Below are 14,117 nucleotides of genomic sequence, written 5' to 3'. Positions count from 1 at the left end.
CACGGGCTAAATGGTGCGCTCTGTAATGTTCACGGTCGCGTGTGGGTTGCATCCCACCCCGGGGGCCGGCCCACGGGCACCGGGGGCTGGGCGTGTGGACGAACGACCGTGGGGCGGGCCCGGATCCGGGCCCGCCCCTCGACAACTCACCACCCCGGTCACCAAGATGTGACGCCGTACCCTCCGTCACGTCCTTCACATCCGCACCGGGAGCAGCATCATGGGCCGCCTCACCTCGCACCGCACGGCCCTGCTCGCCGGCCTCACCGCCGTCTCGCTCTCGCTGACCCTCTGCGCCTGCGGCTCCGGCACCGGCGGCGCCCAGGCCGCCCCGACCCCGCTCGAACCGCCCAAGCTCACCGCGGTCGACATCAATCCGCACGACCGTGCCGAGCTCCGCCCGGGCGGCACCCTGCGGGTCGCGGTCGCGCAGTACTCCACCCAGTGGTCGCCGATCCACACCGACGGCAGCGAGTCCTCCACGGTCACCGTCACCAAGCCGCTGCTGCCGACCTTCTTCCGCTCCGACGCGGCCGGCACCCAGAGCATCAACCCGGCCTACCTCCAGGACGCCCGGTCCGAGCTCCGGGACGGCCACCAGGTCGTCACCTGGACGCTCAACCCGAAGGCGAGGTGGTCCGACGGCACCCCGCTCACCTGGCGCGACATCGCGGCCAACTGGCACGCCCTGAACGGGAAGGACCCCGCCTTCAAGGCCTCCAGCAGCACCGGTTTCGAGCTGGTCTCGTCGGTCGAGCGGGGCCGGGACGACTTCCAGGCCGTGATGACCTTCGACAAGCCGTTCTCCGAGTGGCAGTCGATGTTCAACGGCGCCGCCAACGCCCCGCTGCTGCCCGCGAGCCGGATCGCCACCGCGGACCTGTTCAACTCCGCCTACCTGGACGCGATACCGGTCACCGCGGGCCCGTTCAAGGTGGAGAAGCTGGACCGGGCCGCGCAGACCGTCACCCTGGTCGCCGACCCCGGGTGGTGGGGTGAGAAGCCGCTGCTGGACCGGATCGTCTTCCGGGCCATGGTGCCCAACACGATGGCCGCCGCCTTCGCCAAGGGTGAGATCGACTTCTTCAACAACGGCCCCGACGTGGCCGGCTACCAACTCATCAGGAGCACCAAGGGCGCCACCGTGCGCCGCGCCGGCGGGCCCGACTTCCGCCAGTTCACGCTGAACAGCCGCAGCCCCCTGCTGACCGACCCGGCCGTCCGGCAGGCCCTGTTCCAGGCGATCAACCGGGACGCCATCACCCGCTCCGACCTCAGCGGCCTGGACTGGCCCACCGTCACCCTCAACAACCACCTGCTGGTGGCCAACCAGAACGCCTACCGGGACAACTCGCTCGGCCTGAGCCGGTTCGACCCGGCCGACGCCGTCCGCAAGCTGGAGACGGCGGGCTGGAAGCTCGACGGCGACGTCCGCAAGAAGGACGGCCGGGAGCTGAACCTGCGGATGGTGATCCCGGCCGGGGTCACCCAGGCCCAGAACGAGGCCGCCGTGACCACCCGGATGCTCAAGGACGTCGGCGTCAAGGTCACCACGGTGACCGCCGCCGCCAACGAGTACTTCGACAAGTACGTCAACCGCCACGACTTCGACATCGCCGCCTACTCGCTGCTCGGCACGCCCTTCCCCGCCAGCGGCAACCGGGCCAACTTCGTCCAGAACGGCGGCACGAACCACTCCCTGGCCGGCAGCGCCATCGTCGACGCCGCCCTCGACCGGGCCGCCGCCGCGACCGACGCGGCCACCGCCTTCGAGGCCATCAACCAGGCCGACGGCGAGCTGTGGAAGGTGGCCGGGGTGCTGCCGCTCTACCAGCGCCCGCAGCTGTACGGCGCCCGCGCCGACCTGGCCAACATCGGCGCGCAGGGCCTGTCCGACATCGTCTGGGAGAACGTCGCCTTCCAGCGGTGAACGGCCCGGCCCGCCGACCGGTTCAGCCCGCGCCGATCACGTCCCGGACCTCGGCGAAGTGGCACGCCGAGTCGTGCGCCGCCGGACCGCTGAGCGTGCCGGGCACTGCCAGCAGCGGGACCTCCGTGGCGCAGCGCTCCTCCGCCTTCCAGCAGCGGGTGCGGAACCGGCAGCCGGACGGCGGGTTGGCCGGCGACGGCAGGTCGCCGGTGAGCAGGATGCGCTCGCGCTGCTCCCGCCCGGTCGGGTCCGGCACCGGCACCGCGGAGAGCAGCGCCTGGGTGTACGGGTGGGTCGGGTGCGAGTAGATCTCGTCCTCCGTGCCGATCTCGACCATCTTGCCGAGGTACATCACGCCGACCCGGTCGGAGATGTGCCGGACGATCGAGAGGTCGTGCGCGATGAACATGTACGAGAGCTCGAACTCGCTCTGCAGCTGCTCCAGCAGGTTGATCACCTGCGCCTGGACGGAGACGTCCAGGGCGGAGACCGGCTCGTCGCAGATGATCAGCTCCGGCTTGAGTGCCAGCCCCCGGGCGATGCCGATGCGCTGGCGCTGGCCGCCGGAGAACTGGTGCGGGTACCGGTTGATGTACTCCGGGTTCAGGCCGACGACGTCCAGGAGGTCCTGGACGGCCTTGCGGCGGTCGCCCTTCGGCGCCACCTCCGGGTGGATCTCGAAGGGCTCGCCGATGATGTCGCCGACCGTCATCCGCGGGTTGAGCGAGGTGTACGGGTCCTGGAAGACCATCTGGATGTTGCGGCGCACCGCCTTCAGCCCGGCGCCGGAGAGCCGGGTGATGTCCTGGCCCTTGAACAGCACCTGGCCGGAGGTGGCCCGCTCCAGGTTCATCAGGACCTTGGCCAGCGTGGACTTGCCACAGCCGGACTCGCCGACGATGCCGAGCGTCTCGCCCTTCCTCAGCTCGAAGGAGATGCCGTCGACCGCCTTCACGGCGCCGACCTGCTTCTTGAAGACGATGCCCTGGGTCAGCGGGTAGTACTTGACCAGGTCCCTGACCTCCAGGATGGGCTCAGCCATGGAGGGTCTCCTTCCAGAAGTGGCAGGCGCTGCGGCGGCCCGGCAGATCGGCCCCGTCGGAGTCCAGCACCGGCACCAGCCGCGGGAGTTCGCCGCGGCAGCGGTCCGCCGCCCGGTCGCAGCGCGGGTTGAAGGCGCAGCCCTCGGGGATCCGCAGCAGGCTCGGCGGCAGGCCCTGGATGGCGTAGAGGTTCTGGCCCTTCTGGTCCAGCCGGGGAATCGACCGGAGCAGGCCCTTGGTGTAGGGGTGGGCCGGCCGCGCGTACAGCTCGTGCACGGGGGCGGTCTCGACGATCCGGCCCGCGTACATCACGGCGATCTTGTCCGCGACGTCGGCGACCACGCCGAGGTCGTGGGTGATCAGGATCAGGCCCATGTTGAACTCGGCCTGCAGCTCGGCCAGCAGGTCCATCACCTGGGCCTGGACCGTGACGTCCAGGGCGGTGGTCGGCTCGTCCGCGATGATCAGGTCCGGTTCCAGGGCCAGCGCCATCGCGATCATGATGCGCTGGCGCATGCCGCCGGAGAACTGGTGCGGGTAGTCGCCGACGCGCTGCCTGGCGGCGGGGATGCGCACCCGCTCCATCAGCTCGACGGCCCGCTCCTTGGCCTCCTTGCGGGAGGCCCCCTGGTGCACCCGGAACATCTCGCCCAGCTGGTAGCCCACGCTCAGCACCGGGTTCAGCGAGGAGAGCGCGTCCTGGAAGATCATCGCGATCTTCCGGCCGCGGACCGCCCGCCGGGCCTTGGGGCTCATGGTGAGCAGGTCCTCGCCCCGGAACCGGATCGAGCCGGCGGTGATCTTCCCGGGGGGCATGTCCAGGATGCCCATGATCGCCTGCGCGGTCACCGACTTGCCCGAGCCGGACTCCCCCAGCACCGCCAGGGTCTCCCCGGCCGACACCGAGTAGCTCACGCCGTTGACGGCCTTGGCCACGCCGTCCCGGGTGTGGAACTCGATGTGCAGGTCGTCGACCTCCAGGAGCGGCGTTCCGGGCACCAGGTTCTCCCGGCCGCCGCCGATCACCTCCACGGCGTCCCGGCGCGGGGTGCCGTCCTTCGACTGCTTCGACAGCTTCGTCGTGTCACTCATCGTCCGCGGCCCTCCTCAGCGCAGCTTCGGGTCGAGGGCGTCGCGTACCGCGTCGCCGAGCATGATGAACGCCAGCACGGTGATGCTCAGCACCGCGGCCGGGAAGAGCAGCACGTGCGGCGCGGTCAGGAAGCGGGACTGCGCGTCGCTGATCATCAGGCCCCAGGAGATCGCCGGGGACTGGATGCCGATGCCGAGGTACGAGAGCGCGGCCTCGGCACCGATGTAGACGCCCAGGTTGATGGTCGAGACCACGATCACCGGGGCGACCGCGTTCGGCAGGATGTGCCGGGAGACGATCCGCCCGGTGCCGGCGCCGAGCGCCTTGGCCGCGACCACGTAGTCGTTGTGCTTGTTGGAGAGCACCGCCGAGCGCATCAGCCGGTAGATCTGCGGCCAGCCGAGGACGGCCATCACCGCGGAGACGGTCCAGGCGTTGCCCTTGCCCCAGGTGGACATGATCAGCATGCCGCCGAGCAGCAGCGGGATGGCGAAGAAGATCTCGGTGACGCGGGAGAGCAGGCTGTCCCAGATCCCGCCGATCCAGCCGGCCCAGAGGCCCAGCGTGCCGCCGACGGCGACCACCAGCGAGGTGGTCAGGATGCCGACGATGATCGAGTTGCGGGCGCCCCAGACGGTGCGGGTGTAGATGTCGCAGCCCTGGACGTCGAAGCCGAACCAGTGGTCGGCGCTGGGCCGCTTCAGCGAGTCGGACAGGTTGCAGAACCCCGCCGAGGTCGGGTCCCCGTCGGTGAACAGGCTCGGGGCGACGGCGAGCGCCACCATGAACAGCGCCAGGAACCCGCCGATCAGGAACAGCGGATTGCGCCGCAGGTCGTACCAGGCGTCGGTCCAGAGGCTGGCCACCCGCTCGTTGCCGGTCCGGCCGGCCTCGGCGTCCTTGGTGAGCACCGCGGTCCCGGGCGCCGCGGAGCCGGGCTGCTCGGGGATCGCCACCTTGGTGTCCTCGCTCTTCGTCGGCTCACTCATAGCGGATCCTCGGGTCCAGAACGGCGTACAGCAGGTCGACCACCAGGTTGGCGAACAGGTAGACGAGCACCAGGGCGCTCACGATGCCCACCACGATGGTGCGTTCGCGCAGGTAGACGGACTGGAAGAGCTGGTGTCCGACTCCGGGGATGTTGAAGATGCCCTCGGTGATGACCGCGCCGCCCATCAGCCCGCCGAGGTCCATGCCCAGGAAGGTGACGATCGGGATCAGCGCGTTGCGCAGGCCGTGCCGGACGACCACCCGCAGCGGGCTGAGGCCCTTGGCGACCGCCGTGCGGACGTAGTCCGCCCGCATCACCTCGATCAGGCTGGTCCGGGTGAGCCGCGCGATGTACGCCAGCGAGGTGGAGGCGAGGACGTAGGCCGGTAGCAGATAGGACCGGAAGCCGGCGTCCTCGTTGAACGAGACCGGGAAGAAGTCGATGCCGTAATCGGTGTTGAGCTTCACCCCTAGCACCAGTTGCAGCACGAAGCCGATCACGAAGACCGGGATCGAGATGACCATCAGGGTCGAGATCAGCACCACGTTGTCGATGAACCTGCCGCGGCGCAGGGCGGCGATCACACCCGCGGTGACACCCACCACCATCTCGATGACCAGCGCGGTCACCGCCAGGTTGATGGTGTACGGGAACGCCGTCTTCATGACGTCCACGACCTCGTTGCCGCGGTAGTCCTCCCCGAAGTCGCCCTTGAACAGGCCGACCAGGTAGTCCCAGTACTGGATGAAGAACGGGTCGTCCAGGTGGTAGCGGTCCCGCAGGACCGCGACGACGGCAGGGTCCTGCCGTTTCTCACCGGCCAGTGCCGTGATGGGGTCGCCAGGCAGCAGGAAGACCAGTGCGTAGATCAGGAACGTCGCGCCGAGGATCACAGGTATGGCCTGGATGATCCGGCGGACCACATAGCGGCCCATGCGGCCTCCTCGTGGTTCGGGGCACGCCCGTGACGGGCGGCACGGGGGTTGCCCGCGCCACCCGTCCCGGCGTGCCGGTCAGCTGGATGTCGGTCAGGCCAGTTCGACGTTGGCCAGGTCCATCTGTCCCTGGGCGTTGACGTTCACGTTCTTGACGGTCTTGGTGTACGCCGCGGAGGACATGTAGGTGTAGACCGGGATGTACGGCAGGTCCTTGACCAGGATGTCGTCGGCCTGCTGGTAGAGCTTGATGCCCTCGGCGTCGGTCTTCGCCGCGTCCGCCTTGGACAGCAGGGCCTCGAACTCCTCGTTGACGTAGCCGCCGTAGTTGGACCCGTTGTCGATGGCGACCTTGGAGAAGATCGGCCGCAGGTAGTTCTCGATCGACGGGTAGTCCATCGACCAGGCCATCCGGAAGGCGCCGGAGTACTTGTGCTCGCCCAGCGCGGTGAGGATCGCGCCGAACTTCTCGAACGGCTTGAAGGTGACCTCGATCCCGAGGTTCGCCTTGAGCTGGTTGCCGACGGCCTCGATCCACTCCTTGTGGCCGCCGTCGGCGTTGTAGCCGATCTCCAGCGTGTTGCCGGGCAGGCCGCCGGCCTGGGTGAAGAGCGCCTTGGCCTTCGCGGGGTCGTACTTCGCGGCGTCGCCGAGCGCGCCCTGGCGGTACCCGGGAATGATCGGGTTGATGAAGTCGTCGGCGGGCTTGCGGGTGCCCGAGAAGATGGTCTTGGTGATCGATTCCCGGTCTATCGCCATCGAGATCGCCTTGCGGAGGTCCGGACTGGCGAATGCCGGATTCGTCGAGATCGGGAATCCGAGGTAACCGACGCCGGAATCCGGCTTGTAGATGTAGCGGTCGCCGAACTCCTGGGCGACGGTCGCCATCGCCGAGATCGGCAGCTTGTCGGTGATCTGGATGTTGTCCGCTCGCAGATCGTTGTACGCGGTGTCCAGCTTGTCGTAAATCTTGAACGTGACGGAATCCAGCTTGGCCTTTCCGTCGGCAGCCGGGAAGTTCTCGAAGCGCTTCACCTTGATCTGCTTGTTGTGCTCCCACTTCCCGTCGATCTGGAACGCGCCGTTGCCGATCGGCGCGTCCTCGAAGGCCTTCGGGTCGGTGAAGAACGCCTTCGGGAGCGGGAAGAACGCGTTGTAGCCGAGCATCGTCTTGAACTGCGAGAACGGCGCCTTGAGGGTGACGGTGAAGGTCTTGTCGTCGACGACCGCGAGGCCCTTGAGCTTGTCGGCGGTGGGCTTCTTGTCCTTGCCGGGGGCCAGCTCGTCGGAGCCGAGGATCTTGTCGAAGAACGGCAGGGCCTCCTGCGCGTTGTCCTGGTTGGCGCCGTAGTTCCAGGCGTCGACGAAGGACTGGGCGGTCACCTTCTCGCCGTTGTGGAAGGTGTAGCCGTCCTTCAGCTTGATCGTCCAGGTGGTGGCGTCCTGGCTCTCGATCGACTCGGCGACCCGGAGCTTGGGCGAGTTGTCCTTGATGTCGTAGTCGACCAGGCCCGCGAAGATCGCGTTGAGCACCTCGGCGCCCTCGGACTCGGAGGTGTTCTGGGGCACCAGCCCGTGCTGCGGCTCACCCAGCTCGACGCTGATCGAGCCACCCTTCTTGCCCGACCCGGCGCCACTCGCCTCGCTGGAGGACTTCTTGTCGCCGCCGGTGCTGCAGGCGGAGATCGCGAGTGCGGTGCACGCCGCGAGCGCGGTCCAACGCATGGTCTTGGTGAGCCTCATTCAAGTGCCTCTCGATTTAGGGGCTTACGAACGAACGGCGCCTCGCCAGTCGGTGTGCCGGGCATGGCAAGGGTCGACATCTCAGGGCCGATCCGCACAGTTGGCGAGGTGACCACTGATACGCGCAGAGCAACTATCGATCACCCGACCCCTCCGGCGGAATCCGCCTCACATCTCTTTTCAATTACATGCTCAGACCAAGTCATGACAATGCTCGCCAAATTCCGGCATATCGAACCTGGAATGCCGCGTTCCGGTTTCCGGATAACGAACAATAAGCTCCGGTATTCGATGCTTTACGGAGCGTAATGATCATTTCCGGGCCGGGAATTCCAGCGTTTCCGCAGGACAACGCAAGGGCGCGCCCTCCGGAGGGAGGACGCGCCCTTGGTGCGTGGTCAGGACAACTGTGTCAACTGGATTCGGGTGGGGGCTCCGGCGTGCCCGCCGCGCCCTCCCCACCGTCCGGGCCCCCGCGCTCCGCCGCGAAGTGGCAGGCCGAGTCGTGCCGGGCGTGCCCGTCCAGCCAGGCCGGGGCGGCCAGCAGCGGCACCTCCACGGCGCACCTGTCCCGCGCCTTCCAGCAGCGGGTGCGGAACCGGCAGCCGGACGGCGGGTTGGCCGGCGACGGCACGTCCCCGACGAGCACGATCCGGTCCCGGGACTCGCGCGCCGTCGGGTCCGGCACCGGCACCGCGGAGAGCAGCGCCTGGGTGTACGGATGCGTCGCGTGGTCGTAGATCTCCCGGTCGGAGCCGATCTCCACCATCTTGCCCAGGTACATCACGCCGACCCGGTCGGAGATGTGCCGGACGATCGAGAGGTCGTGCGCGATGAACATGTACGAGAGGTTGAACTCGCCCTGCAGCTGCTCCAGCAGGTTGATCACCTGCGCCTGGACGGAGACGTCCAGCGCCGAGACCGGCTCGTCACAGATGATCACCTCCGGCTTGAGCGCCAGCCCCCGGGCGATGCCGATGCGCTGGCGCTGACCGCCGGAGAACTGGTGCGGGTACCGGTTGATGTACTCCGGGTTCAGACCCACCACGTCCAGCAGGTCCTGGACGGCCCGACGCCGGTCGCCCTTCGGCGCCACCTCGGAGTGGATCTCGTACGGCTCGCCGATGATGTCACCGACCGTCATCCGCGGGTTGAGCGAGGTGTACGGGTCCTGGAACACCATCTGGATGTTGCGCCGCACCGCCTTCAGGGCGGAGCCGGAGAGCCGGGAGATCTCCTCCCCCTTGTAGCGCACCGATCCGCCGGTGGCCGGCTCCAGGTTCATCAGCACCTTGGCCAGCGTGGACTTGCCGCAGCCGGACTCCCCCACGATGCCGAGCGTCTCCCCCTGCATCAGGTCGAAGCTGACCCCGTCGACCGCTTTCACGGCGCCGACCTGCTTCTTGAAGACGACGCCCCTCGTCAGCGGGAAGTGCTTGACCAGGTCCTGGACTTCGAGGATCGGTTCGCCGGGCCGCACGGCCTGCGCGAACGCCTCCTCCTTGGGCACCGCGGGCCCGAGCGGGCTAGCCATGGAGGGTCTCCTTCCAGAAGAAGCAGGCACTGCCCCGCCCGGCCAGCTCGCTGCCGTCGTCCGCGGTGACCTGGAAGAGCTCGGGCACCTCGGCCCGGCAGATGTCCTGGGCGCGCGGGCAGCGCGGGTTGAACGCGCAACCCGGCGGGATCCGCAGCAGGTTGGGCGGCAGCCCCTTGATCGCGTAGAGCTCCTGGCCCTTCTGGTCCAGCCGCGGGATCGAGTCCAGCAGGCCCCGGGTGTACGGGTGGGCCGGCCGCGCGTACAGCTCGTGCACCGGGGCGGTCTCGACGATCCGGCCCGCGTACATCACGGCGATCTTGTCCGCGACGTCGGCGACCACGCCGAGGTCGTGGGTGATCAGGATCAGCCCCATGTGGAACTCGGCCTGCAGCTCGGCCAGCAGGTCCATCACCTGCGCCTGCACGGTCACGTCCAGCGCGGTGGTCGGCTCGTCCGCGATGATCAGGTCCGGTTCCAGGGCCAGCGCCATCGCGATCATGATGCGCTGGCGCATGCCGCCGGAGAACTGGTGCGGATAGTCGTTGACCCGCTCCTTCGCCGCCGGGATGCGCACCCGGTCCATCAGCTCGACGGCCTTGGCCTTGGCCTCCTTGCGCGACGCCCCGTGGTGGGCCCGGAACATCTCGCCGAGCTGGAAGCCCACGCTCAGCACCGGGTTCAGCGAGGAGAGCGCGTCCTGGAAGATCATCGCGATCTTCTGGCCGCGGATCTTCCGGCGCTCCTCCTTGCCCATCGTCAACATGTCCCGGCCCCGGAAGCGGATCTCGCCCTGCGGGATGCGGGCCGGGGGCATGTCCAGGATGCCCATGATCGCCTGCGCGGTCACCGACTTGCCCGAACCGGACTCCCCCAGCACCGCCAGGGTCTCCCCCGCCCGGACGCTGTAGTTGACCCCGTTGACCGCCTTCGCCACGCCGTCCCGGGTGACGAACTCCACGTGCAGGTCCCGGACGTCCAGCAGCGGCCCCTCGTAGGGCGTCTCCCGCTGGGGCTTGCCGGTGTCGACAGCTGTGGTCACGATGAGTCCCCTCGCTCAGCGAAGCTTCGGGTCGAGGGCGTCGCGCACCGCGTCACCCAGCATGATGAAGGCCAGCACGGTGATCGAGAGCGCCACGGCCGGGAAGAACAGCACGTACGGGGCCGTCCGGATGACCTTCTGGGCGGAGGCGATGTCGATGCCCCAGGAGATGGTCGGATCCTGCAGGCCGATGCCGAGGAAGCTCAGCGTGGCCTCGGTCGCGATGTAGCCGCCCAGCGCGATCGTGGCGACGACGATCACCGGCGCGATCGCGTTCGGCAGGATGTGCCGGAACATCAACCGCCCGGTGCTCGCGCCGAGTGCCCGGCCGGCCACCACGTAGTCGGATTGTTTGACGGTCAGGACGGCCCCGCGCATGACGCGCGCGATCTGCGTCCAGCCGAGCACCGCGAGGGCGATGACCACGCTCCACACCGTGCGGGCGGAGAACGCGCCCAGCAGGACCAGCGCGCCGAGCAGCAGCGGGATGCCGAAGAAGATGTCGACGACGCGGGAGATCACGGCGTCCACCGCGCCGCCGAAGTACCCGGCGACCATCCCGGTCAGCCCGCCGAGCAGGGTGACCCCCAGGGTCACGAAGATGCCGACGGTGATCGAGGCGCGGGCCCCGTAGACCACCCGGGCGTAGATGGACCGGCCCTGGCCGTCGTAGCCGAACCAGCCGGCGCCGAAGAAGTCCGACCAGTCCGGGCGCTTGAGGTAGTCGTTGACCAGGTCGGCCTTGCGCGGATCGGCGTCGGTGAAGGCCCAGGGGAAGATCGCCATCACGACCAGCAGGAGGATCAGGATCGCCGAGATCAGGAAGATCGGCCGGCGCCGCAGGTCCCGCCAGGCGTCGCCCCACAGGCTGCGGGCCTCCTCCCGCTTGACCGGATCGCCCTCGACCAGGGTCTCCTGCTCGACCGCCATGCCCTGCTCGCCGGCGTAGTCCAGGTGGTCGAGGCCCGGGGCCGCGTGCGGCTTGAACTCGCCCTCGTCATGCAGGTCAGGCATAACGGATCCTCGGGTCCAGGACCGCGTAGAGCAGGTCAACGATCAGGGAGGCGACCAGGTAGACGATCACCAGGACGGTCACGATGCCGACCACGGTGGGGCCCTCCTTCTGGTTGATCGCCCGGTACAGCACGTTGCCGATGCCCTGGACGTTGAAGATGCCCTCCGTGACGATCGCACCGCCCATCAGCGCGCCCAGGTCGGTCCCGAGGAAGGTGACCACCGGGATCAGCGAGTTGCGGAGCAGGTGGCGGGTGATGACGGTGCGCCGGGGCAGGCCCTTGGCGACCGCCGTGCGCATGTAGTCCGCCCGCAGGTTCTCCCCGATCGAGGTCCGGGTGAGCCGGGCGACGTAGGCGAGGGAGAGCGATCCCAGCACGATCGCGGGCAGGATCAGCTGGGAGAGGTCCTTGGAGTCCTGCACGGTCGGGGTGACCCAGCCCAGGTTGGTCGCGAAGATCGTCTGGGCGATGTAGGCCAGCACGAACACCGGGATCGAGATCACCACCAGGGTCAGGACCAGCACCAGGGTGTCCTGGACGCTGCCGCGCCTGAGGCCGGAGACCAGGCCGAGCGCCAGCCCGACGATCAGCTCGAAGGCGAAGGCCATCAGCGCCAGTCGGATGGTGACCGGGAACGCGTCCGCCATGATGTCGGTGACCGACCGGCCGGTGAAGCTCGTCCCGAAGTCGCCCTGGAAGAGGTTCCCCATGTAGTGCAGGTACTGCTTCCACAGCGGCTGGTCGAGGTAGTACTTGTGCTTCAGATTGGCCACCACCGCCGGGTCCGCGGCCTTGTCCCCGAAGAGCGCCGCGACCGGGTCCCCGGGCAGCGTGTAGACCATCAGGAAGATCAGGAATGTGGAGCCGAAGAACACCGGGATCATCTGCAGCACCCGCCGCAGCACATAACTTCCCATCCGAGCCTCCTTCCTAGGTGACTGGTCGGCCCGTGACCGGGTGCGCAGGGCCGCGTGGGGGTCGAGTGCCCGGGCCCCGCCCCCCGTGCGGGGAGGGCGGGGCCGGCGCGAGGGGCTGGATCAGCCCTTGACCTCGACCTGGGTCCAGGCCGGGTTGCCGAAGGAGTCGAACTTCACGTTCTGGACGTTCGCCGAGTAGCCCGAGTTGGTGCGGTAGTACCAGAGCGGGATGGCCGGCATGTCGTTCGCCAGCACCGTCTCCGCCTTCTGGTAGCCCGTCACGGTGTCCGCCACGCTGGCCGCCTGGTCCGCCTCGGTGGCCAGCTGGTCGAACTGCGGGCTGCTGTAGCCGAAGTCGTTGGACGCGGCGCCGGTGCGGTAGACGTCGGCCATGAAGTTGGCGTTCAGCGGGTAGTCCTGCACCCAGCCGGTGCGGAAGGCGCCGTTGATCTGGTGCCCGGTGATCGCCGCGCGGGCGGTCTTGAAGTCGGGCTTCGGGTCACCCACGCAGTCCACGCCGGTGCTCTGCCGGATCGAGTTGCAGACCGCGTCCACCCACTCCTTGTGACCGCCATCGGCGTTGTAGGTGATCGTCAGCTTGTTGCCGGGGACGCCGCCGCCCTCGGTGATCAGCTGCTTGGCCTTGGTGGCGTCGAAGGTGCAGTTGTCGCCGCACTGGCCGGCCTTGTAGCCCTCGACGCCCTCGGCGACCCACGCGGAGGCCGGCTTGCGCGAGCCCTGCAGCACGGTCTTCGTGATGGTGTCGCGGTCGATCGCCATCGACAGCCCCTGACGGACCTTCGCCTTGTCCGGGCCGGCCCAGTCCGGCTGGTAGAGCGTGAAGCCGATGTTCTGGATCGCGCCTTGCGGCGAGTCGATCGCCCGGTCGCCCAGGTCGCTCTTGTACGTCGCCAGCGCGGACGGCGGCACTTGGTCCATCACGTCGAGGTTGTTGGACTGCAGGTCCGCGTAGGCGGCCTCGGACGTGTTGTACATCTTGAAGACGATGCCGCCGTTCTTCGGCTTGTCCACGCCCTGGTAGTTCGGGTACGCCTTGGTCACCACCTGCTGGTTGTGGCTCCAGCTGACGAACTGGTAGGCGCCGTTGCCGACCGGCTTCTGCCCGAACCCGGTCGGGTCGCTGAAGAAGGCGGTCGGCAGCGGGGAGAAGGCGATGTAGCCCAGCTTGTACTCGAAGTACGAGACCTTGGTGTGCAGCTTGATGGTGAAGTGCGTGTCGTCCACGACGGTCAGGCCGGACATCGCGGTGGCGGTCGGCTGACCGCTGGCCGGGTGGACGTCCTGGTAGCCCTCGATGTCCGAGAACCAGGAGCTGTTGATCTGGTTGTTGCTGGTAGTCGCGCCCCAGTTCCAGGCGTCGACGAAGTTCTTCGAGGTGACCGGGGTGCCGTCGTGGAACGTCCAGCCGGTCTTCAGAGTGACGTTGAAGGTCTGCGAGTCGCTGGTCTCGATCGAGTCCGCGACCTGCATCCGGATCTTCGCGTTGCTGGGGTCGTAGTCCACCAGCCCCTTGAACAGGTTCTGCAGGATGCGGCCGCCGCCGGTCTCGTTCGCGTTCGCGGGCTGCAAGGGGTTCTGCGGCTCACTGCTCTGGTAACTGAAGGTCTTGCCGCTGTCCGACGAACTACTGCCTCCGCCGCTACTGCTGCACCCACTGGCCACCAGGGCCACAGATGTCGCAGCGGCGAGGACCCATCGAGCGCGAGTGGCTGCGGGCATGGAGGTCCCTCCTCAAGGTGTGTGTCGCATCACACCCCATGAGAAGCGCGGTGGCCCGGCGGCGCGAGCCAGGTACCCCCGGACGGGTGCAGCGGACCCCGCCCCGGGTTGACGCCGCCACAGGACCGCGAAA

11 protein-coding genes are annotated in these 14,117 nt (G+C 68.3%); 1 reads left to right on the top strand and 10 read right to left on the bottom strand.

The window, feature by feature from the left end:
* Positions 1-220: 220 nt before the first annotated feature.
* Positions 221-1,930, top strand: a complete 1,710-nt coding sequence (locus ACIF6L_RS17205; protein ID WP_396488327.1) for an ABC transporter family substrate-binding protein — start codon at positions 221-223, stop codon at positions 1,928-1,930.
* 22 nt (positions 1,931-1,952) lie between these two features.
* Here the strand turns inward: ACIF6L_RS17205 and ACIF6L_RS17200 are convergent, their stop codons facing one another.
* From ACIF6L_RS17200 to ACIF6L_RS17155, 10 genes are all read right to left on the bottom strand, one after another.
* Entirely contained in the window at positions 1,953-2,972 is a 1,020-nt protein-coding gene (locus ACIF6L_RS17200; protein ID WP_359811971.1) for a dipeptide ABC transporter ATP-binding protein, read from the bottom strand.
* On the bottom strand, positions 2,965-4,065 hold the full coding sequence (locus ACIF6L_RS17195; protein WP_329489449.1) for an ABC transporter ATP-binding protein: 1,101 nt from the start codon (positions 4,063-4,065) through the stop codon (positions 2,965-2,967). Before ACIF6L_RS17195 ends, ACIF6L_RS17200 begins: the two co-directional genes overlap by 8 nt.
* A gap of 15 nt (positions 4,066-4,080) precedes the next feature.
* Positions 4,081-5,055, bottom strand: coding sequence for an ABC transporter permease (locus ACIF6L_RS17190; protein ID WP_329489448.1), 975 nt, complete (start codon positions 5,053-5,055; stop codon positions 4,081-4,083).
* Complete coding sequence (locus ACIF6L_RS17185; RefSeq protein ID WP_359811967.1) at positions 5,048-5,992, bottom strand: ABC transporter permease; 945 nt, start codon at positions 5,990-5,992, stop codon at positions 5,048-5,050. The genes ACIF6L_RS17190 and ACIF6L_RS17185 overlap by 8 nt, the downstream gene beginning before the upstream one ends.
* 93 nt (positions 5,993-6,085) lie before the next feature.
* Positions 6,086-7,735: an ABC transporter substrate-binding protein gene (locus ACIF6L_RS17180; protein WP_396488570.1), complete on the bottom strand. Its 1,650-nt coding sequence runs from the start codon at positions 7,733-7,735 to the stop codon at positions 6,086-6,088.
* A 412-nt stretch (positions 7,736-8,147) separates the two neighbouring features.
* The gene (locus tag ACIF6L_RS17175; protein ID WP_359811961.1) at positions 8,148-9,269 is read right to left on the bottom strand and encodes a dipeptide ABC transporter ATP-binding protein; all 1,122 of its coding nucleotides are present in this window, start codon (positions 9,267-9,269) and stop codon (positions 8,148-8,150) included.
* Positions 9,262-10,311: an ABC transporter ATP-binding protein gene (locus ACIF6L_RS17170; protein ID WP_329489444.1), complete on the bottom strand. Its 1,050-nt coding sequence runs from the start codon at positions 10,309-10,311 to the stop codon at positions 9,262-9,264. The genes ACIF6L_RS17175 and ACIF6L_RS17170 overlap by 8 nt, the downstream gene beginning before the upstream one ends.
* 15 nt (positions 10,312-10,326) lie before the next feature.
* Positions 10,327-11,241, bottom strand: a complete 915-nt coding sequence (locus ACIF6L_RS17165; RefSeq protein ID WP_396488928.1) for an ABC transporter permease — start codon at positions 11,239-11,241, stop codon at positions 10,327-10,329.
* Positions 11,242-11,317: 76 nt separating this feature from the next.
* The gene (locus tag ACIF6L_RS17160; protein ID WP_329489443.1) at positions 11,318-12,244 is read right to left on the bottom strand and encodes an ABC transporter permease; all 927 of its coding nucleotides are present in this window, start codon (positions 12,242-12,244) and stop codon (positions 11,318-11,320) included.
* Between the two features lie 120 nt (positions 12,245-12,364).
* Positions 12,365-13,984, bottom strand: coding sequence for an ABC transporter substrate-binding protein (locus ACIF6L_RS17155; protein WP_359811957.1), 1,620 nt, complete (start codon positions 13,982-13,984; stop codon positions 12,365-12,367).
* Between the last annotated feature and the right edge of the window lie 133 nt (positions 13,985-14,117).

It is taken from the genome of Kitasatospora sp. NPDC086009, assembly GCF_044540385.1.
In the GTDB taxonomy this organism is placed as follows: domain Bacteria; phylum Actinomycetota; class Actinomycetes; order Streptomycetales; family Streptomycetaceae; genus Kitasatospora.
This window is presented reverse-complemented; position numbering and strand designations above follow the sequence as displayed.